This window comes from Pseudomonas sp. S2_F03, assembly GCF_054668335.1.
This window is the reverse complement of record NZ_CP162759.1, coordinates 3,185,353-3,204,552: the sequence shown is the minus strand read 5'-3', so window position 1 is coordinate 3,204,552 and position 19,200 is coordinate 3,185,353. Positions and strand designations below refer to the sequence as shown.

Sequence of the window (19,200 nt, the reverse complement as noted above, 5' to 3'; positions counted from 1 at the left end):
GTTGTCATGATTGACCCTAAAACACTTGCCATAGACGCCTGCGCGCACCCGACAATGCCCGCCTATTGAACCCGCCCAAGGAACCGGCACATGCTCAACACCCTCGCGGTGGCCAATTACCGCTCGATCAATAAATTGGTCATCCCACTGGGCCGCTTGAACCTGATTACCGGTCCGAATGGCAGCGGTAAATCCAATCTATACCGCGCACTGCGCCTGCTGGCGGAAACCGCTCAGGGTGGCGTGGTCAATGCGCTGGCCCGTGAGGGTGGGCTGGACTCGACCTTCTGGGCCGGGCCGGAAAACATCACCCGACGCATGCGCAATGGTGAAGTCCCGGTCGAGGCAACGGTGAGACACGGCGTCAAACGACTGCGGCTGGGGTTTGCCGGTGAGGATTTCAGCTATTCGATCAGCCTCGGGCTGCCCGATTCCAACGGCCACTTCATGCTGCCCGAACACCCTCTGCCTATTCCGTCGCGATTCAGCCTGGACCCGCAAATCAAGCGTGAATGCGTCTGGGCCGGGCCAATCTATCGTCCGGCCAGCCTGCTGGTGGATCGCAACGGCCCGATGATCCGCGCCAGAGCCAATCGCAGCTGGGACGTGCTGGCCCAACACACGCCGAATTTCGACAGCCTGTTCGATCAGGTCGGCAGCTTGCGTGCTTCGCCGGAGGTCCTGGAGTTACGCGAGTTCATCCGTCGCTGGCGCTTCTACGATCACTTTCGCAGTGACGCCGACGCGCCCGTGCGCCAGCCGCAACTCGGCACCCGCACGCCCGTGTTGCACCACGACGGGCGCGACCTGGCGGCCGCCTTGCAGACCATCATTGAAATCGGCGACCCCGAGGCGTTGCGAACCGCGATCAGCGACGCCTTTCCCGGTGCGAGACTGCACATCGCGCCGTTGCAAGGCGGACGGTTTTCCATCGAGTTTTATCAGGAAGGGTTGTTGCGGCCGTTATCGGCCGCCGAATTGTCGGACGGGACGCTGCGTTATTTGCTGCTCGTCGCCGCGCTGCTGACGCCACGCCCACCCACGTTGATGGTGCTGAACGAGCCAGAAACCAGTCTGCATCCGGATCTGTTGCCGGCCTTGGCACGTTTGATTATCCGGGCCTCGGAGCAGTGCCAGGTGTGGGTGGTGTCTCATGCGCGGCGGTTGATTTCAGCGTTGCAGGAAGACCCGGAATGCAATTGCATCGTGCTGGAGAAAAACCTCGGCCAGACCGGCATTGTCGGCCAGCGAATGCTCGATGAGCCGGCGTGGAACTGGCCGGATTGAGGCTGCCCCCCGCCCTGCGGCGTGGGAGCTCGCTCCCGCTTGATCGTTCCCATGCTCTGCGTGGGAACGATCAGTGCTCCTGCGTAGAAACGATCATCAGCCCTGCCACTTCCCGCCCTCGACAATCACACTCTCAGGCTTGGTGTCATCGCTCAGTTCCTTGCGCACGTACTGGTCGTACAGCTTGAGCAAATACTTCTCCTCACCCAGTTTCGCCAACTCGGTATTCACCCAGTCTCGCAGCTCGATATTGCCCTTCTTCACCGCTGGCGCGATCGGTGCCTCAGCGCCCAGTGTCTGGGTCAATACGCGGTAGCCAGGGTTTTGCTTGGCCCAGCTGAACAGCACCAGATTGTCCTGCGCATAGGCATCACCGCGACCATTGGCCAGGGCTTGCAGGGATTCGGAGTTCTTCTCGAACTTCAGCAGTTTCCAGTCCGGGTGATTCTTGGTCAGCCAGATGTCCGCCGTCGTACCGGTGGTGACGATGGTGGTGCGCGTCGCCAGGTCATCGAGGTTTTTCACCGTGCTGGCTTGTGGCACCAAAGCCTGTACCGCGACTTTCAGGTTCGGGTTGGTGAATTCCACTGCTTCCTTGCGCTCCGGGGTGACGGTCATGTTGGCCAGGATCAGATCGACCTTGTCACTTTGCAGAAACGGAATCCGGCTGGCCGGCTCCACCGCGACGAACTCGACTTTGTTTTCATCGCCCAACAAATCCTTGGCGAATTGACGACCGATGTCCGTATCGAAACCCACGTAGCGCCCGGCCTCATTGACGAAACCGAACGGCGGCTTATCGGTGAAGACGCCAACGATCAGTTTGTCCCGGGCTTTGATTTTTTCCAGGTAACTGCCACTGGTGGCGACCGGTTTAGCGGGCTCCTCGGATTTGTTGCAACCGGCCAGTAAAGCGAGGCCGAGCAATGACAGTAGCAAGCGTGAAGTCTTGGCAGTTTTCATAGCAGTTCCAGTTCCTTTGTTTGAGTCGTTTTGGGTAGTGCGGCGACGTAGGAGAACTTCTCCAGGAACTGCTGCGCTCGTGCGGTTTGCGGGTTCGTAAAGAAAATCTCGGGAGGGTTTTGCTCAAGGATTCGCCCGGCATCCATGAACACGATGCGGTCCGCCACAGCGCGGGCGAAGGCCATTTCGTGGGTGACGATCAACAGCGTCATGCCTTCGCGGGCCAGGCCTTGAATGACGTCCAGAACCTCCTTGACCATTTCCGGGTCTAGGGCGGCGGTGACTTCGTCGAAGAGCATGACCTGAGGGTTCATGCACAGCGAACGGAGGATGGCGATGCGTTGCTGCTGGCCACCGGAGAGCTGACGCGGGAATGCGTCGCGCTTGTCCGCCAGGCCCACGCGCGCCAGCAAGGCTTCGGCTTGGTCACGGGCTTCACGGCGGTCGCGCTTCTGCACTTTCAGCGGGCCGAGCAACAGGTTGTCGAGCACGCTCATGTGCGGGAACAAGTGATAGCTCTGGAACACCATGCCGATCTGTTGGCGTACTTCGCGCCAGTCGGTGCCCTTGCCCAGCAGTTCGCGGCCGGCCAGTTGCAGGCTGCCACTGTGCGCGACCTCCAGTCCGTTGAGACAGCGCAGCAGGGTGCTTTTGCCACAACCGCTGGGGCCCAGGATGACGATGACTTCGCCCGGTTTCACCTGCAAGTCGATGCCATTGAGCACCTGCTGTGCGCCGAAGAACTTGTTGAAACCCTTGAACTCGATCAGTGCGTTCATGCTTGCGTCCAGCGCCGCTCCAGCACGCGCGAGGCGGCCGAGAGCGGGTAGCAGATGAAAAAGAAAAACAGGAAAAGTGCGCCGTAGATCAGCACCGATTCGTAAGTGCGTTCGATGATCTGCTGGCCGACCTTGATCACATCCACCACACCGATCAGCACCGCCAGGGAGCTGGTTTTGATGATGCGCGTGTAGACGTTGATGGTCGGCGGTGTCATGCGTTTCAACGCTTGCGGCAGCAGCACGTAGCCGTAGAGTTGCACGCCGTTCAAGCCAATCGACAACCCGGCTTCACGCTGCCCGCGTGGCAATGAATGCAACGCGCCGCGCACCACTTCGCCGACTTCACTGGCGCCCCACAACGACAACACCAGCACCGCGCACCAGAAGCTCGGAATGCTCAAGCCGAAGAAAATCGGCAAGCCAAAGAACAGCAAATACAGCCAGACCAGCACCGGGATCGCCCGGAACAATTCCAGGTACACCCGCAGGATCGCGTTCAGCCATGTCGAATTCAGCGTACGCAACACGCCATAGAGCACGCCGCCGACGGTGCTGATGGCGATGCTCAGGAAGGAAATCGACAAGGTTTGCGCCGCGCCCTTGCCCAGTTGCGGCAACGACACCCAGAGCAACTCAAGACCCGAACTGGCCATGCTGGAGCCTCCTTTCCAGACGGCTGAGCAACAGCGACAGCGGCAGAAACAGCAACACGCAAATCAGCGTCAGCACGGTGAGCATTTCGTAGGTTTTGTAATACAGCGCGATGTAGCTTTTGGTGGTGTAGAGAATCTCTGGCACGGCCACCGCCGAGACCACGGTGGTTTCCTTGAGCAGGAAAATGAAATTGGCGAACAGCGACGGCAGGCTGAGGATTCCGGCTTGCGGCAGGATCACATAGCGCAGCAGTTGCCCTTGGGACAGGCCGATGGATCGGCCGGATTCGAGTTGCGCCTGGGGCACGGCATCCACGCCGGCGCGCAGCACTTCGGTGAGGTACGCACCGCCAAGGAAGGTCATGGTGATGATCGCCGCGGCAAAGCCCGACACCTTGATGCCCAGCGCCGGCAAGGCAAAGTAGACGAAGAACAGTTGGATCAGCAGCGGCGTGTTGCGGGCAAGCTCGACATACAGGCCGACGAGGCGCTGCAAGTAAGGCGTGCGGAACACCAGAATGGTCGCGTTGACCAACGCCACCAACAGCGAAGTACCGATGGCAATAAAGCCGACCTGCAGCGTCACGCCCACGGCCTTGAGAAACGCCGGCAGGGTGCTGAGGATAAACGCGTAATCGAAAGTCATTGAACGTCCTGTACGCCGCTCGGTAAGCGACGGTGATGCACTCCATGGGCAGGGGATAACTGCCCGGCGGATATCGACTTTAAAGGTATAAAAACCATAATTTAAATACCGATAAAGCATATTGATATCACGCAAAAAACTATCTGCGGATTTGCTGTGGCAACGGAAGACGACTATTTTCCTTTGCACTGTAGGAGGGATCTTTTTTCACATTGCCCCTCCAAGGACGTACAGCTTTTGGCCAGACTCCCCCGGCCGAACCATCACAAGGAAGAGAAAATGGCTGACGTAAAAGTGCCGCAGCGACTGGATCCGCAGGACATCGTGAAGTTGTTGGTAGCGTTGCGCAGGGCGTTGAAGGCCGGGGTGGCCTGAACGATCGAGAGGTGGGCAGTTGTTGATCGTTCCCACGCTCTGCGTGGGAATGTAGCCCGTGACGCTCCGCGTCACTGGACGCAGAGCGTCCCTAGAGGCATTCCCACGCGGAGCGTGGGAACGATCACGCCGACGCTGCATCAGCCGTCGGCGTTTGAAACCTTGAAGGGGTTTACGTCGCGAATCAGAACGCTGGCAGAACGGCGCCGCTGTACTTCTTCTCGATGAAGGCTTTCACTTCAGGGCTGGTCAAGGCCTTGGCCAGCTTCTGGATGGCAACGCTGTCCTTGTTGTCCGGACGAGCCACCAGGAAGTTCACGTAAGGCGAATCCGAGCCTTCGATCACCAGCGCATCTTTAGCCGGATTCAGACCGGCTTCCAGCGCGTAGTTGGTATTGATCATGTCCAGGTCGACTTGATCCAGCACACGCGGGAGCATGGCCGATTCCAGTTCCTTGAACTTGAAGTTGTGCGGGTTCTTGGCGATATCTTTCGGAGTGGCCAAGGCGTTTTTCGGGTCTTTCAACTCGATCAGGCCAGCCTTCTGCAGCAGGATCAGCGCACGGCCGCTGTTGCTGCCTTCGTTCGGGATGGCAATGGTTGCGCCGTCTTTCAGTTCAGCCAGGGTTTTGACTTTCTTCGAGTAGCCGCCGAACGGTTCCACGTGAACACCGATCACGGTCACAAGGTTCGTGCCTTTGCCTTCGTTGAAGCTTTTCAGGTACGGCAGTGTCTGGAAGTAGTTGGCGTCCAGACGCTTCTGGTCAACCTGTACGTTCGGCTGAACGTAGTCGGTGAAGACTTTGATTTCCAGGTCCACGCCTTCTTTGGCGAGGGTTGGCTTGATCAGCTCCAGAATCTCGGCGTGTGGAACCGGGGTAGCCGCAACTACCAGTTTCTCGCCAGCCTGGGCCAGGCCCGCAGTCAGGGCAGCCGCCAGAGCGGTGAACAACAGAACCTTTTTCATGCAGTGTCCTTATCGAAAATCACGGTCGTCATCGACGACGGCTAAATACAAGTGCCAGTGAAGTGCTATCGCTGGCGTGACGCGGACAATACCGGGATTTTTTTATTCCCGAATAATATCTTTTATTCACTTTCATATTCCATTTTGCTCATACAGATCCGTGCAGCGTCTGCGTCAGGCTTTCCAGCAAACGCTTAAGCCCGGAACGCTCGGCTGCGCTGCCGTTTTCAATCAGTTGAGCCGCTTGCTGTTCGATCTGCGCCAGCGATTCTGGCGCTTCCGGCAAATTCAAATGCTCCGGCAAAATCTCGTCGCCGGTGCTCACCAACAATGCAAAGTGAATGATGTTTTCCAGCTCTCGGGTATTTCCCGGCCAACTGTGCCGCTCCAGCACACGCTGCGCGGTTTCACTGATCAACGGCACCGGCAGATCGAGGCGCTGGCTGTAGATGCCTAGGAAATACTCGGCCAGCGGCAGAATATCGCCCACGCGGTCACGCAATGCCGGTAGCTCCAGATGACCTTCGCTGAGGTAGTGATAAAGCCGCTCGTGGAATTTCCCGGCGGCTACGGCCTGGGCCAGATCTATGCTGGTCGCGGCGACCAGGCGCACGTCCACCGGGCTCGGTTGATGTGCGCCGACGCGGATGACTTCGTGGTTCTCAAGCGCGGACAACAATTTGATCTGAATCGGCAGCGGCAAATCGCCGATTTCATCCAGATAGAGCGTGCCGCCATTGGCCGAGCCGAACCACCCGGCGCGACTGCTGGCCGAACCGCTGAAGCTGCCGGCGGCATAGCCGAACAATTCGGCATCGGCGTAAGTCGGGCTGATCGCCCCGCAATTGACCGACACGAACAAGCCGCCGCGATCACTGGCGCGATGGATATGACGCGCCAGCAATTCCTTGCCGGTGCCGGTTTCACCGCGGATCAATACCGAGATCGAACGCGGGGCCAGCGCTTCCAGTTCCTGGCGCAATTGCCGCGAACGCGGATCAACGAACACCAGCGCTTTGGCGCGGATGCTCAGGGGACTTTTTTCTGCATCGGGGAAGGTCAGCAGCGGCTGACCGAAGGCTTCAATACTCATGGCAGACTCCCGCCCAAGACCGCCGGGAGACGGGTAGGCGTTTAAAGAAATAAAAGGTTCAAGCGCGGCGCAAGGCGTGGTGTTCCATTCGGTTTTGCAGGCGATAGAGGTACGCAAACCCCTGCTCCCAGCGCTGGTGACCCGACTTCACATTGATATGTCCGGCACCCGATAAAATCCCCGCCTCGGCACCCCAGTTGCGCGCCAGCTCAAGGGCTCGCGACGCACTGACGGCGTTGTCGTTGTCGGAGCTGACGACCTGGCTTGGAAACGGCAACAGGTCAGTGGGAATCGGCGCGAAGTTGCGCAAGGCCGGCGCGCACGCCGGGCGTTCGACATCGGCCGGCGCGACCAGCAAGGCCCCGCGCACCTGACGTAGAAATTGCACGGGTGCAGCCGCTGCCCAGTGGGCGACGGTGATGCAACCCAGGCTATGAGCGATCAGGATCACCGGCGTGCTGTCGGCGACTATCGCCTCGGCCAGCGCCGCGACCCAGTCTTCACGACGCGGCGTCAGCCAGTCGGCCTGCTCCACCCGCGCGCTGTTCGGCAGGCTGTTCTGCCAGTGGCTTTGCCAATGATCTTCCGGCGATCCTTGCCAGCCCGGCACAATCAGGTAGCGAATTGATTCGTTGCGCATGGGGAACTCTCCTGCAGCGTGTCTGTTCGTGGTCGAGTATAGGGAGGAGAGTTATATTCGTTAAGGAATAAGAAGCTATTTATTAATGCGTTTATAGAATATGCAGGTTACCAAGAATGGGTCGGCATTTTTCCTGGGCAAAAAAAAGGGCCGCACCCTGCCAAGGAGACGGCCCCGGAAACTCAAAAACCTGTGAAGCGATGATTGTTCGAAACGGTTATCTAACAAAGGAATATTTAATTACTTTATTAGACCCATAAAGAATATGCGCTCAGCGATTCGTGGAACACCCAGCCTCCCTGCTGGTGTCTTAACGTATCGCTCGTTTGGGTCAGATTGATGACGAACGCCAATGCCATCGCTTGTTGCGTGTTTGAATTTCCGATCACAGCCATCACACCTGAGCGGCACGCACCTCCTGCGGCTGTACAGCTTCTTTGCGTGTAAACCGGTTGGCCCGGGCGAATGTGCCGAAATCATTGAACCGCACGCCCATCTCGCGCATCACCTTATGCGCCACTGGCACGGTCATCTGGCGGATGTAAAACGGTTCTTTCACGACAAAGTGATGGATGCCGTGGCTGCTGCCGAAGTTGAAGCAGAACGCCTGCAAGGGCCACAGCCATGCAGCGTTCAGCACTTGAGTTTGCTGAATGACGTTCCCCGGTTCCACGTCACCGTAGTAGTGCATGTTCGAGCTGATGAAGTGCAGGCAGAACGTGCGCAACACGTTCGGACCGATGATCACCACGGCTGCGATGTCGATCACCTGCATCACCGACAACGTGGTCGCTGACCACTCGATAGGCGCGCCCATCAAAGACGCGATTCCGTTGGCCGCATGGAAGCCGAGAAACACGTACCACGCGCCCCAATGCAGCAGCGCCAGCGGTGCGTAGACCTTGAGAGTACGCTGGACGATGCTGAATTTTTGCGCCCAGGTCTTGGCCCGTAGCATGCGGATAAACGACGACATGATGTTGTCGCCGATCATCAACAGTCGCGCAACACCCCAAGGCTCGCCGTTGGTGATGGCACGTTCTTCCATGTCGGTTTCAGTGCCGGACACCTTGTGGTGATTGAGGTGCAGATGACGACGGATCCATGGATTGATGGTGCTCGGCCGCGCCAGCCACACGAGCCCCATCATCAGGTTGTGCGGCACCCGCTGTTTGCGAAAGTACATGCTGTGAATCAGGTCGTGTTCCAGCTCGTGGGTCAACGAAGCGAAAAAAGCGTTGAGCAACAGGCAGGCCCACCAGGCCATGTGCCCGGTCATGTAGAGGGCCGCCGACCCGATCATCCCGGCCAGGGCGAATGCCAGAATGCCTGCGCCGAGGGCGTCCTGGTGATTGAGTATCGGGTAGCGCTGGCGCAATTCGACGCCCTTGGTCAGCACCACTTCACGAATATGTGCTGATCGCTGCGCTGCATTCAGTCGTTGGGGACTTGCAGAAGTACCGTGCATGCTTCCATCCTCTGGTTATTGATGTTCGCATCCTGCCTTGTGACTGTTTACAAGGTGGTAGCCGTGAACGCCAACCTGTTGACCGGAAGCGCCAATCAGCATGACTGAACCGACCTCCCTTGCCAGCTGGACCCGCGCCCTGCGCAAGCAGCTCGATGCCCTGGGCCTCGACAGCACCGCCCTGTGCCACCAGGCGGGGCTCGACCCGCAATTGATGGACGACCCGAACGCTCGTTACCCGTTGTCCAGCACCACACGCCTGTGGGAAATCGCGGTGCAGGTCAGTGGCGATCCGGCGATTGGCCTGCGCGTGTCGCGCTTCGTCAGCCCCACCACGTTTCATGCGCTCGGTTATGCGCTGGTGGCCAGCGGCAGTTTGCGCGAGGTGTTCGAACGCATCGTGCGCTATCACCAAGTGGTCAGCGATGCCCTGGAACTGGAGCTGACCCGTGCCGAAGATTGCTACCGTTTTCGCCTGAAAATTCCGCCCGGCAACCCCGCACCCGCATTCGAAGCCATCGACGCTTTCGCGGCGATTTATGTGCGCACCTGCCGCAATCGTCTGGGCCGCGATTACGCCCCACTGGCGGTGTACCTGCGCCGCCCGGAACCGGCAGATTCACATCAATGGCACAAGGTGTTCCGTTCGCCGGTGTACTTCGGCGCCGATGAAGACCGACTGGAATTTGCCCTCGTCGACTTCGACAGTCACCTGGACGACGCCAACCCGGAGCTGGCCGAGCACAACGAAACCGTGCTCAAGCGAACGCTGGCGCAGCTAAAGCCGCTGACCTGGGAGCGCAAGGTGCGCGATGCCATTGAAGAACAACTACCGGAAGGCGAACCCAGCGCCGAACACATCGCCAAGGCCCTGCACCTGAGCTTGCGCAGCCTGCAACGGCACCTGGCGGACGAAGGTTGCCGGTTCGATACGCTGCTCAATGAAAGTCGCGAAAACCTGGCGCTGTTGCACCTGCGCGACCCGCAGTGTTCGTTGAGTGAAGTCAGTTACCTGTTGGGCTTTGCCGATACCAGCAGTTTCAGCCGCGCGTTCAAGCGTTGGACTGGAATGACGCCGGGGCAGTTTCGGGATGGGTTGCGCTGATCAGCCTTTGACCAGACTGCGCGCAACGCCTGCTTCCCACTGGTCCAACATCCCGGCGCCAACCTCGGCAAATGCGCTGTTTGCCTTGGTGTGGTTGCGCATCTCGATCATCGCCAAATCCATCCCATGGACGACTAGTTGCAGCAGTTCGTTGCAGCGCCCTTCGGTCAAGTTGCAGGCCGAGCGGCCAAAGCGCATCAGCATTTTGGGCTGCACGCCGGAAACACCGGAATATTGGCCATAGGTATCCATGAGGTCGTCGAACAAACCTTGCGTGCCATCGTGAATCAACAGGTCTGCAAGACTGGTTTCGGGAGGCCGGTCGGGCGCATTCTGCTCCGGTGTAATGCCTACTCGCCCAAGCGGGTGGGGACCGACAATTGACAGCAGAGAAAAATCGTCAAATCCTCGAACTGCCTTACTGAAACGACGAGTCAACTCGTCGCGCAAAGCGCCTTCAGGCAAATTCATTTCAAAAAGCGGCGGCACGCCTCGCTCCCACGAGTAACTTTCGAGGCGAACCGGCATCGTCAACGAGACGGCGTTTTCTTCCTGCGTCTCTATCGCATAAGCAAACACAGTGTCGCTGCGAACCTGGCCTCGGCCGAGGTTTCCGACTGCGGTATCGCTGACATTGATTTGCAGCCTGTCCCTTTCCTGCGGTTCATCCATGGAAGTTCACCTTCTTGAGACTGTCGAGCGTGGGGCGCTTCGACTGCAGCGGCACGGCGGTCAGTTCATAACCTAAGCCGTTGAGGATCGCTTCGACCTTGCGCAAACCAATTTCAGAGACGGTATTGTTCTCTATGCCCGAGATCGTAGAACGGCTCATGCCGTACTGCTCTGCCAGCGCCTGCTGGGAGAGCTTTCGCTCTTTGCGTAGCGAACGGATTAGATCACCAAGATTTTTCATACGCCAACCTGCATTCCATACAGTGCAAAAACTACTAACTTGTGTTTATGCATTGTATTTAGTGCAGTTCAGGCACAAAGCTCAGCTCAAATTTTAACCAACCGACAACCATCAGCGCCCGCGATCGCGCCGCAACAACTTGCGCACGCGCGCTACCAGCTCACTCATGGCGAACGGCTTGAGCAAGTAATCATCCTCATGCAACTCCAGGCCGCGCAGACGATCCTCGATGCCGTCCTTTGTGGTGAGGAGCAACACGGGCGTCTCGCCGAGCTTGCGGATCTGTTGCAGCAACTGCCAACCGTTGAGTCCCGGCAGCATCACGTCGAGGATGATCAGTTCGTACTCACCAGACTCGATAAAGCGCCGGCCGTCCATTCCTTTGAGCGCCACATCAACCGAATAACTCGCCTCACTCAGGCCTTTGGCCAGAAGTGCGGCGGTTTCGGGTTCGTCTTCCACTAACAGTACACGCATGGCACACCTCGATAATCGTCATCACAGGCTAGGCGCCTTCGCAGACAAAGCCCACCGATAACGTCGGGTTTCAAACAATCGCCAGCGCCCGCAGCCGCTCAGCGTCCAGAATCTCGATTTCGCCGTACCTCAGATCCAGAATCCCCTGCCCCTGCAACTCCTTGAGAATCTGATTGGTCGTTTGGCGCGACAGCGACAACATCGACGCCAATTGCTCCTGTGGCAGTTGCAGCACTCGGCGAGGCGGGGTGATTTCGCCGTAACCGGCAGCGATCATCAGCAAGCGATGCGCCAGCCGTGCCGGTGCCGGCATCAGGCTCAATTGTTCGAGGTTGATGAAGGTCATGCGCAGTTTTTGGCTCATCAGCAACGCCAGTTGCCGCCAATACTGCGGTTGCTCATCGAGCAACTTCAACAGTACCGCTTGCGGGATGTGCAGCAACACGCACTGGCCCACGCCGAACGCATCGTGAGTGCGCGGCTGGCCGTCGAACAGGCAAATTTCGCCGAACCAATGCGGTGGTTCCACCAGGCTCAGCAAGGCCTCCTTGCCCTGCTCGCTCACCGCGCCAATGCGCACCGATCCTTCGAGGACCGCGTACAGCCCGCACGGCGGATCGCCACGCTTGAACAGCAGTTGCCCCGCTCCCAGCCGTCGCGCCCGGGCAACCGCCAGCAGACTATGCTGGAAAGAAACGGGTAGATGACTGAACCACTGCCCCGTCATGAGGGTTGAACGCCAGTCCTGCATATCCATGAAAACTCCTAGACTGTCGCCTGGCTGACAGAGCGAAAAATGGCCCCGGGGCATGATCGATCACCTTACAGGAGAACAATAATGAAAAGCCTCGTCGACCACCTCAGTCAATACGCCGCCTACCACCGAGACCCGCGCAACATTGCCAGCCACTTTATCGGTATTCCGCTGATCGTGGTGGCAGTCGCAGTGCTGCTGTCGCGGCCGCAATGGGCCGGTGGCTGGCTTTCACCCGCGGTGCTGGTATCGCTGGCGTCGGCGTGGTTTTACCTGCGCCTGGAGTTGCGCCTCGGGGTGTTGATGACTGTGTTGCTGGCACTGTCCGTTTGGGCGGGGCAAACGCTGGCGCAGCAAAGCACGCTGGTCTGGCTGGTGAGCGGCATCGGCATGTTTGTGATCGGCTGGGCGATTCAGTTTGTCGGCCATCACTATGAAGGGCGTAAACCGGCGTTTGTCGACGACGTGACCGGGTTGATTGTCGGGCCGTTGTTTGTGGTGGCGGAACTGGCGTTTTTACTGGGGCTGCGGCATGACCTCAAAGAGCAGATCGAGGCGCGGGCCGGGGGTGTACGAATCAATCCGAATCGCGCTGCGGCCTAAGGCGCCATCGCGAGCAAGCTCGCTCCCACATTGGATCTATGGCGTACATAGAACTCCTGTGGGAGCGAGCTTGCTCCGGGCGGCGCTCCGACGATGCTTTTGCTTTAGAGGTTGGCGAGTTTTTGCCAGACCTTGGGCTTGAAGAACAGCGTCTCGCCCTTCGCCAACCCGGTCAGGCTGTCATGGTCTTTCACCACTTCAGCTTCAATCAGTTCGACCTGGCCTTCGACCTTCAACGTCACCCGAGTCGTCGCGCCCAACGGACGAATGTCGCGCACTTCAGCCGCGTGGTGATCTTCCAGCTCATGACGTGACAGCGACACCTCGTGAGGACGGAACAGCACGTGATGGTCCTCCCCCAGATGCAGCCGGTTCGAGTCGCCGAGGAAGTGATAGACGAAATCGCTGGCCGGGTTTTCGTAGACGTCGCCCGGTGAGCCGATCTGCTCGATCACCCCTTTGTTCATCACTACGATGCGGTCGGCCACTTCCATCGCTTCTTCCTGGTCGTGGGTCACGAAAACGGAGGTCAGGTTGATGTCTTCGTGCAGACGCGCGAGCCAGCGGCGCAGCTCTTTGCGGACCTTGGCGTCGAGAGCACCGAACGGTTCGTCGAGCAGCAGGACTTTCGGTTCCACCGCCAGGGCGCGGGCCAGGGCGATGCGTTGGCGCTGGCCACCGGAGAGCTGTTCCGGATAACGATCCGACAGCCAATCCAGTTGCACCATGTTCAGCAATTCGTGGACTTTCACCGCGATCTGGCTTTCGCTCGGGCGCTGGTTTTTCGGCTTCATGCGCAAGCCGAATGCGACGTTGTCGAACACCGTCATGTGGCGGAACAAGGCGTAGTGCTGGAACACAAAACCGACGTTGCGATCACGCACGTCATGGCCGGACACGTCTTCACCGTGGAACACGATGTTGCCCTGATCCGGGGTTTCCAGCCCGGCGATGATCCGCAGCAACGTGGTCTTGCCGCAGCCGGACGGGCCGAGCAGCGCTACGAGTTCGCCGCTCTGAATGTCCAGGCTGATGTTGTCCAGCGCCTTGAACGCGTTGAAATTCTTGCTGACGTTACGCACTTCGATCGACATGAATTATTCCTCCGCGGCGCTGGCGCGCAGGCGGTTAATACGGTTTTCGCTCCACTGCTTGAGCAGCAGGATGAAGAGCGCCAGGATCAGCAACAGGCTCGCCACGGCGAACGCGGCCACGTGGTTGTATTCGTTGTAGAGGATCTCGACGTGCAACGGCAAGGTGTTGGTCACCCCGCGAATGTGCCCGGAAACCACCGACACCGCACCGAACTCACCCATCGCCCGCGCGGTACACAGCACCACGCCGTAGATCAGGCCCCATTTGATATTGGGAACGGTGACGTGCCAGAACATCTGCCAGCCATTGGCGCCCAGCAGGCGCGCGGCCTCTTCCTCTTGCGTGCCCTGTTCCTGCATCAGCGGGATCAGCTCACGCGCCACGAACGGCACGGTGACGAAAATCGTCGCCAGCACGATGCCCGGCAAGGCGAAGACGATCTGGATATCGTGATCCTGCAGCCACGGCCCGAACAGGCCCTGGGCGCCGAACATCAGCACGTAGACCAGGCCGGCAATCACCGGCGATACCGAGAACGGCAGGTCGATAAGCGTCACCAGCATGCTCTTGCCGCGGAACGAGTACTTGCTCACGCACCATGCGGCGCTGACACCGAACACCAGGTTCAGCGGCACGGAAATCAACACGGCGATCACCGTGAGTTTCAGCGCCGACAGCGCGTCCGGTTCAAAAATCGCGGTGAAGAACGCACCGAGGCCAAGCTTCAGGCCCTGGGACACCACGATGAACAGCGGTAACAGCAGAAACAGCGCAAAAATCAGCCAGCCAAGACCGATCAGGATTCTTCGCGAGGTGGCACTGCCACGGCGCGCAGCGTTGGCCGAAGAGGCGGCAGCAATGGATGATTGGGACATGGTTCGCGCCTCCTTATGGGGTTTCGATGCGACGTTGCAGCAGGTTGATCAGCAGCAACAGGACGAAAGAAACCACCAGCATCAGTACACCAATGGACGTGGCGCCGGTGTAATCGTACTGGTCGAGTTTGACCATGATCAGCAGCGGCAGGATCTCGGTCTTCATCGGCATGTTGCCGGCGATGAAAATCACCGAGCCGTACTCGCCGACCCCGCGGGCAAAGGCCAAAGCGAAGCCGGTCAGCCACGCAGGCAACAACGCGGGCACCAGGATATGGCGGAAAACCTGCAACGGTTTTGCACCGAGACACGCCGCCGCTTCCTCCACTTCACGGGGAATATCGGCCAATACTGGCTGTACGGTACGTACTACGAATGGAAGTGTCACAAAAGTAAGGGCAAGGGTGATGCCGAGGGGGGTGTACGCGATCTTGAAACCCAGATCCGCCGCAAACTGACCCACCAAACCGGTGGGGGTGTACAACGCAGTCAGTGCGATACCGGCCACCGCAGTCGGCAAAGCGAAGGGCAAGTCGATCATTGCGTCGATGACTTTGCGACCGGGAAAGGTATAGCGCACCAGTACCCAGGCGAGCAGCGTGCCGATGATGCCGTTGATGATCGCCGCATAGAGCGCGGTGCCGAAGCTCAGCTTCAACGCCGCCAGCACCCGTGGTGCAGAGATAATTGCCCAGAACTGATCCCAGGTGAGTTGAGCGGCGTGGACGAACATCGCCGCCAGTGGAATGAGCACAATCAGGCTGAGGTACACCAAGGTGTAACCCAGCGTCAGCCCGAAGCCGGGTATGACGGGGGAGATACGACGCGACATAAAAGTCCTTGGTTGAGAACGCGCAAAGCCCCAACGGTTAAATCGGGGCTCGTTGATGGCTATTTAAGACTACTGCGCCTGGTAAATCTGGTCGAACACGCCACCATCGTTGAAGAACTTCGGTTGTGCGGTTTTCCAGCCGCCGAAGTCTTTGTCGATGGATACCAGCTCCAGGGTCGGGAACTGCTTGGCGTATTTGGCGGCCACGTCTTTGTCACGAGGACGATAGAAGTTTTTCGCCGCGATTTCCTGGCCTGCCGGGCTGTACAGATGCTTGAGGTACGCCTCGGCGATCTGCTCGTTACCCTTTTTCTCGGCGTTCTTGTCGACCACGGCCACTGGCGGCTCGGCGAGGATCGACAGCGAAGGCACGACGATCTCGAACTTGTCGGCACCACCGTCTTCCTTCAGGGCCAGGAACGCTTCATTTTCCCAGGCCAGCAACACGTCGCCCTGACCGTTGTTGACGAAGGTGATGGTCGAGCCACGAGCACCGGTATCCAGCACCGGAACGTGCTTGAACAGGGTCTGGATGTAATCTTTGGCTTTACCTTCGTCACCGCCATTGGCTTTCAGGCCATAAGCCCACGCCGCGAGGAAGTTCCAGCGTGCACCGCCGGAGGTTTTCGGGTTCGGGGTGATGACCGATACGTCATTCTTGACCAGGTCGCCCCAGTCCTTGATGCCCTTCGGGTTGCCCTTGCGCACCAGGAACACAATGGTCGAGGTGTACGGCGTGCTCGCTTCCGGCAGACGCTTCTGCCAGTCGGCCGGCAGGGTCTTGCCGAGTTTGGCAATTTCGTCGATGTCACCGGCCAGGGCCAGGGTCACGACGTCAGCGCGCAGACCGTCAATGACAGCGCGCCCCTGTTTGCCCGAACCACCGTGGGATTGCTGGATCTTCACATTGTCGCCGGCGTGATCCTGCTGCCAGAACTTGATGAACTCGGCGTTGTAGTCCTGGTACAGCTCACGCGTCGGGTCGTACGACACGTTCAGCAGTTCGTAATCCTTGGCGACCGCGGAACCCGCAAAAAGGGCACTGGCCAGGGCGGCCAAAGCAAAATGACGAATCGACGACATGGTGAAAGCTCCTGGAATTCTGATTGTGTTGGCTTTTTTATGGAGTGCTGGAAGCGGGTCGCCGATTTCTCAGCTCGGCTTGCTCGGGTTCTGCAAACGGAATTTCTCTTTGCGTTCGATCTGGACGACTTGGGCGTTGTGCACGGTGATCTCCACCGCCCCAAAGCGCAGATCGCGCAACGCGCTCTGGATCTCACGCAAAATGGTTGCTTCGTCTTGGCCATCAACACTACGTAGGGATGCGCTCATGGTGCTGCTCCTTCAACTGAGAGGTTGCCTGGCAGTGGCGGCACTGCTTGCGGCGTGAGACCAATAGTAGAGAGGCGCGGTTATTCTTAAAAAGACTATTTAAGAATGTTTATATAACCAGAAAATATTATTTGGCGGGACGGGGGGTTACGGCGTGTTGATCGTTTCCATGCTCTGCGCAGGAATGCATTCGATGACGCTCTGCGTCATGGTTTTGCGGCAACGCGGAGCGTCCCGGGCGGCATTCCCACGCAGAGCGTAGGAACGATCGCGGGCTTATCGAATAACCGGCGCACACATCCAATCCAGTTGCTCAGCCGGCACCGGGCGCCCAAACCAGTAGCCTTGCCCCAGATCGCAGTCATGCTCCAGCAGGAAACCGGCCTGCTCAAGCTGCTCGATCCCCTCGGCATGCACCTGCATTCCCATGCTCTGCGCCAAGGCAATGATCACCCGCACAATGGCCACGTCATCCTCATCCCAGGGCAAACCTGCAACAAATCCCTGGTCGATCTTGAGCTTCTGCACTGGCAATCGCTTGAGGCGCAGCAGCGACGAATAGCCAGTGCCGAAATCGTCGATGGCCAACCGCACACCCAACTCACGCAGGCGATGCATCTGCTCCAGCGCCTCCTCCGGATCATCCATCACTGCGCTTTCAGTGACTTCCAGTTCCAGATACTTCGGGTCAAGGCCCGTCGCATCAAGCACCCGAGCCACCTGCTGATACAGCTCACGCCGGGCAAACAGTCGCGATGAAACATTCACCGCGACAAACGACAACGCCACACCCGCCGCTTGCCACTGGCACATTTGCTCACAGGCTTGCCTCAAGACCCAGGCATCGATCTCGGCAATCAGCCCGATACGCTCGGCGACGGGGATAAATTCTGCCGGCGACACCAGCCCGCGCTGCGGATGTTCCCAACGCACCAACGCTTCCACCCCTATCAGACGGCTGGTCTTGAGGTCATGCACGGGTTGGTAATGGACGCGCAACTCCTGCTGCTGCAGGGCGCGCCGCAATTCAAACGCTATTTCCACGCGCTGCTGGGCATGGGCCGTCAATTCTTCGGTGTAAAGCGCGTAGCCATCGCGCCCGGCACTCTTGGCCTTGAACAACGCGGAGTCGGCGTTGCGCAACATTTGCTCGGCACCCAAGGCATCACTGGGAAATTGACTGATACCGACACTGGCGTTGATAAAAAGTCGATGCCCGTCGATATAGAAGGGCTCGCGCAGACCATCGATAACCCGCTGAGCCAGCGTCGCCGCCTGCGCCACTTGCGGACAGTTTTCGGCGAGCACCGCGAACTCGTCACCGCCCAGGCGCGCCAGCGTGATTCCCGGGCCGAACAGGGCTTTCAAGTGCTCGGCCACGGCTTTCAGCAACTGATCACCCACGGTGTGCCCGAGACTGTCGTTGATCATCTTGAAGTGATCGAGGTCGATCATCAGCAACGCGCAACTCCGTTTGTGGATTTGCGCCGACGCCAGTGCCTGTTCGACACGGTCGGTGAACAACAGCCGATTGGGCAAATCGGTCAGCGGATCGTGGTGAGCCAGGTGCTTGAGCTCATGCTCGGAGTTTTTGATCGCACTGATATCGGAAAACACCGCCACGTAATGGCTGTGCCGCCCCTGATCGTCATGAATGATGCGGATGGTTTGCCATTGCGGGTAGATTTCACCGCTTTTGCGGCGGTTCCAAATTTCCCCGCTCCACTCGCCAGTGCAGTGGAGGGCTGCAAACATCGACTGATAAAACGACGGTGGATGATGGCCGGATTTGAACAGACTGGGTTGTTGGCCCAGCACTTCATCCTGCTGATAACCGGTGATTGCCATGAAGGCCCGGTTCACATGGACAATCCGCCCGTTTCTATCGGTGACCAGAACACCCTCACGCGTGCAGTCGAACACGGCGGTCGCCTGGCGCAAGCGCTCCCGGTCGGCATGCCGCTCGCGCAGTTTGGCGCCGACCCCCAGACACTGGAACAGCCGGGCCCGGGCAACGAAGATCAAACCCGCGCTGAGCACCACCCAGACATAGCCGTTGATCAGTTGCCACCGCAATAACTCGGCAGAGCTATCGAAGAAACTGTTCAATAAATAGCCGCTGAACGCCATCCAGGCGACTGAAATCAACAGATAAAGCAGCGCTGTACGCAGGGCATCGCGATAGGTGGCAGACATTGGGCCGTCCATGTCCCTACAGTAGGGTTGGAATTATAGGTTGAAGACACATCCAGCCACTCTTATCTGAAAGGGCGACTGGTTTTATCCGTGGGCTTAGTGATAATGCAACGGCTGTTTTTTTCTTTATCGAGGGCCCTATAG

The 19,200-nt window shown here is 58.7% G+C and carries 21 protein-coding genes; 3 read left to right on the top strand and 18 right to left on the bottom strand.

Annotated elements, in window-relative coordinates:
- The first annotated feature begins 90 nt into the window (after nucleotides 1-90).
- Nucleotides 91-1,287 carry an AAA family ATPase gene (locus AB4N76_RS15055; protein ID WP_460163201.1) on the top strand — a complete coding sequence of 399 codons (1,197 nt, stop codon included), beginning with the start codon at nucleotides 91-93 and terminating at the stop codon, nucleotides 1,285-1,287.
- Nucleotides 1,288-1,383: 96 nt separating this feature from the next.
- Here the strand turns inward: AB4N76_RS15055 and AB4N76_RS15050 are convergent, their stop codons facing one another.
- From AB4N76_RS15050 to AB4N76_RS15015, 8 genes are all read right to left on the bottom strand, one after another.
- Nucleotides 1,384-2,250, bottom strand: a complete 867-nt coding sequence (locus AB4N76_RS15050) for a transporter substrate-binding domain-containing protein (protein ID WP_046031341.1) — start codon at nucleotides 2,248-2,250, stop codon at nucleotides 1,384-1,386.
- Complete coding sequence (locus AB4N76_RS15045) at nucleotides 2,247-3,029, bottom strand: amino acid ABC transporter ATP-binding protein (RefSeq protein ID WP_077432235.1); 783 nt, start codon at nucleotides 3,027-3,029, stop codon at nucleotides 2,247-2,249. Before AB4N76_RS15045 ends, AB4N76_RS15050 begins: the two co-directional genes overlap by 4 nt.
- A complete protein-coding gene (locus AB4N76_RS15040) occupies nucleotides 3,026-3,685 on the bottom strand; it encodes an amino acid ABC transporter permease (RefSeq protein ID WP_046031343.1) in 660 nt (219 codons plus the stop codon). Before AB4N76_RS15040 ends, AB4N76_RS15045 begins: the two co-directional genes overlap by 4 nt.
- Nucleotides 3,666-4,331, bottom strand: coding sequence for an amino acid ABC transporter permease (locus tag AB4N76_RS15035; RefSeq protein ID WP_046031344.1), 666 nt, complete (start codon nucleotides 4,329-4,331; stop codon nucleotides 3,666-3,668). Before AB4N76_RS15035 ends, AB4N76_RS15040 begins: the two co-directional genes overlap by 20 nt.
- Nucleotides 4,332-4,890: 559 nt before the next feature.
- On the bottom strand, nucleotides 4,891-5,673 hold the full coding sequence (locus tag AB4N76_RS15030) for a MetQ/NlpA family ABC transporter substrate-binding protein (RefSeq protein WP_077432234.1): 783 nt from the start codon (nucleotides 5,671-5,673) through the stop codon (nucleotides 4,891-4,893).
- Nucleotides 5,674-5,821: 148 nt separating this feature from the next.
- A complete protein-coding gene (locus tag AB4N76_RS15025) occupies nucleotides 5,822-6,766 on the bottom strand; it encodes a sigma 54-interacting transcriptional regulator (protein WP_077432233.1) in 945 nt (314 codons plus the stop codon).
- A gap of 58 nt (nucleotides 6,767-6,824) precedes the next feature.
- Nucleotides 6,825-7,406 carry an alpha/beta hydrolase gene (locus AB4N76_RS15020; protein ID WP_046031347.1) on the bottom strand — a complete coding sequence of 194 codons (582 nt, stop codon included), beginning with the start codon at nucleotides 7,404-7,406 and terminating at the stop codon, nucleotides 6,825-6,827.
- Nucleotides 7,407-7,800: 394 nt separating this feature from the next.
- Nucleotides 7,801-8,874 carry a fatty acid desaturase gene (locus tag AB4N76_RS15015; protein ID WP_077432232.1) on the bottom strand — a complete coding sequence of 358 codons (1,074 nt, stop codon included), beginning with the start codon at nucleotides 8,872-8,874 and terminating at the stop codon, nucleotides 7,801-7,803.
- A 100-nt stretch (nucleotides 8,875-8,974) separates the two neighbouring features.
- Here AB4N76_RS15015 and AB4N76_RS15010 point away from each other — a divergent pair, with 100 nt between their 5' ends.
- Nucleotides 8,975-9,979 (top strand): AraC family transcriptional regulator, encoded by a 1,005-nt coding sequence (locus tag AB4N76_RS15010; RefSeq protein ID WP_046031349.1) that lies wholly within the window; start codon nucleotides 8,975-8,977, stop codon nucleotides 9,977-9,979.
- Here the strand turns inward: AB4N76_RS15010 and AB4N76_RS15005 are convergent, their stop codons facing one another.
- From AB4N76_RS15005 to AB4N76_RS14990, 4 genes are all read right to left on the bottom strand, one after another.
- Entirely contained in the window at nucleotides 9,980-10,651 is a 672-nt protein-coding gene (locus tag AB4N76_RS15005; RefSeq protein WP_460163200.1) for a HipA N-terminal domain-containing protein, read from the bottom strand.
- Nucleotides 10,644-10,892, bottom strand: coding sequence for a helix-turn-helix domain-containing protein (locus AB4N76_RS15000; protein WP_046031351.1), 249 nt, complete (start codon nucleotides 10,890-10,892; stop codon nucleotides 10,644-10,646). The genes AB4N76_RS15005 and AB4N76_RS15000 overlap by 8 nt, the downstream gene beginning before the upstream one ends.
- A gap of 111 nt (nucleotides 10,893-11,003) precedes the next feature.
- Nucleotides 11,004-11,369: a response regulator gene (locus tag AB4N76_RS14995; protein ID WP_460163199.1), complete on the bottom strand. Its 366-nt coding sequence runs from the start codon at nucleotides 11,367-11,369 to the stop codon at nucleotides 11,004-11,006.
- Nucleotides 11,370-11,439: 70 nt separating this feature from the next.
- Nucleotides 11,440-12,126, bottom strand: a complete 687-nt coding sequence (locus AB4N76_RS14990; RefSeq protein ID WP_046031353.1) for a Crp/Fnr family transcriptional regulator — start codon at nucleotides 12,124-12,126, stop codon at nucleotides 11,440-11,442.
- Nucleotides 12,127-12,207: 81 nt separating this feature from the next.
- On the opposite strand from AB4N76_RS14990, the gene AB4N76_RS14985 reads away from it, so the two are divergent.
- Nucleotides 12,208-12,726, top strand: coding sequence for an Mpo1 family 2-hydroxy fatty acid dioxygenase (locus tag AB4N76_RS14985; RefSeq protein WP_046031354.1), 519 nt, complete (start codon nucleotides 12,208-12,210; stop codon nucleotides 12,724-12,726).
- A gap of 104 nt (nucleotides 12,727-12,830) precedes the next feature.
- On the opposite strand, the gene AB4N76_RS14980 is transcribed toward AB4N76_RS14985, so the two are convergent.
- The 6 genes from AB4N76_RS14980 to dibA form a co-directional block, all read right to left on the bottom strand.
- Nucleotides 12,831-13,820 carry a sulfate/molybdate ABC transporter ATP-binding protein gene (locus AB4N76_RS14980; protein WP_046031355.1) on the bottom strand — a complete coding sequence of 330 codons (990 nt, stop codon included), beginning with the start codon at nucleotides 13,818-13,820 and terminating at the stop codon, nucleotides 12,831-12,833.
- Nucleotides 13,821-13,823: 3 nt separating this feature from the next.
- On the bottom strand, nucleotides 13,824-14,696 hold the full coding sequence (cysW, locus tag AB4N76_RS14975) for a sulfate ABC transporter permease subunit CysW (protein WP_046031356.1): 873 nt from the start codon (nucleotides 14,694-14,696) through the stop codon (nucleotides 13,824-13,826).
- A gap of 13 nt (nucleotides 14,697-14,709) precedes the next feature.
- Nucleotides 14,710-15,528: a sulfate ABC transporter permease subunit CysT gene (cysT, locus tag AB4N76_RS14970; RefSeq protein ID WP_033058556.1), complete on the bottom strand. Its 819-nt coding sequence runs from the start codon at nucleotides 15,526-15,528 to the stop codon at nucleotides 14,710-14,712.
- A gap of 69 nt (nucleotides 15,529-15,597) precedes the next feature.
- Nucleotides 15,598-16,611 (bottom strand): sulfate ABC transporter substrate-binding protein, encoded by a 1,014-nt coding sequence (locus tag AB4N76_RS14965; RefSeq protein ID WP_077432231.1) that lies wholly within the window; start codon nucleotides 16,609-16,611, stop codon nucleotides 15,598-15,600.
- Nucleotides 16,612-16,680: 69 nt separating this feature from the next.
- Complete coding sequence (gene oscA, locus AB4N76_RS14960; RefSeq protein ID WP_046031358.1) at nucleotides 16,681-16,860, bottom strand: sulfur starvation response protein OscA; 180 nt, start codon at nucleotides 16,858-16,860, stop codon at nucleotides 16,681-16,683.
- A gap of 276 nt (nucleotides 16,861-17,136) precedes the next feature.
- Entirely contained in the window at nucleotides 17,137-19,056 is a 1,920-nt protein-coding gene (dibA, locus tag AB4N76_RS14955) for a phosphodiesterase DibA (protein ID WP_046031359.1), read from the bottom strand.
- Nucleotides 19,057-19,200 lie beyond the last annotated feature (144 nt).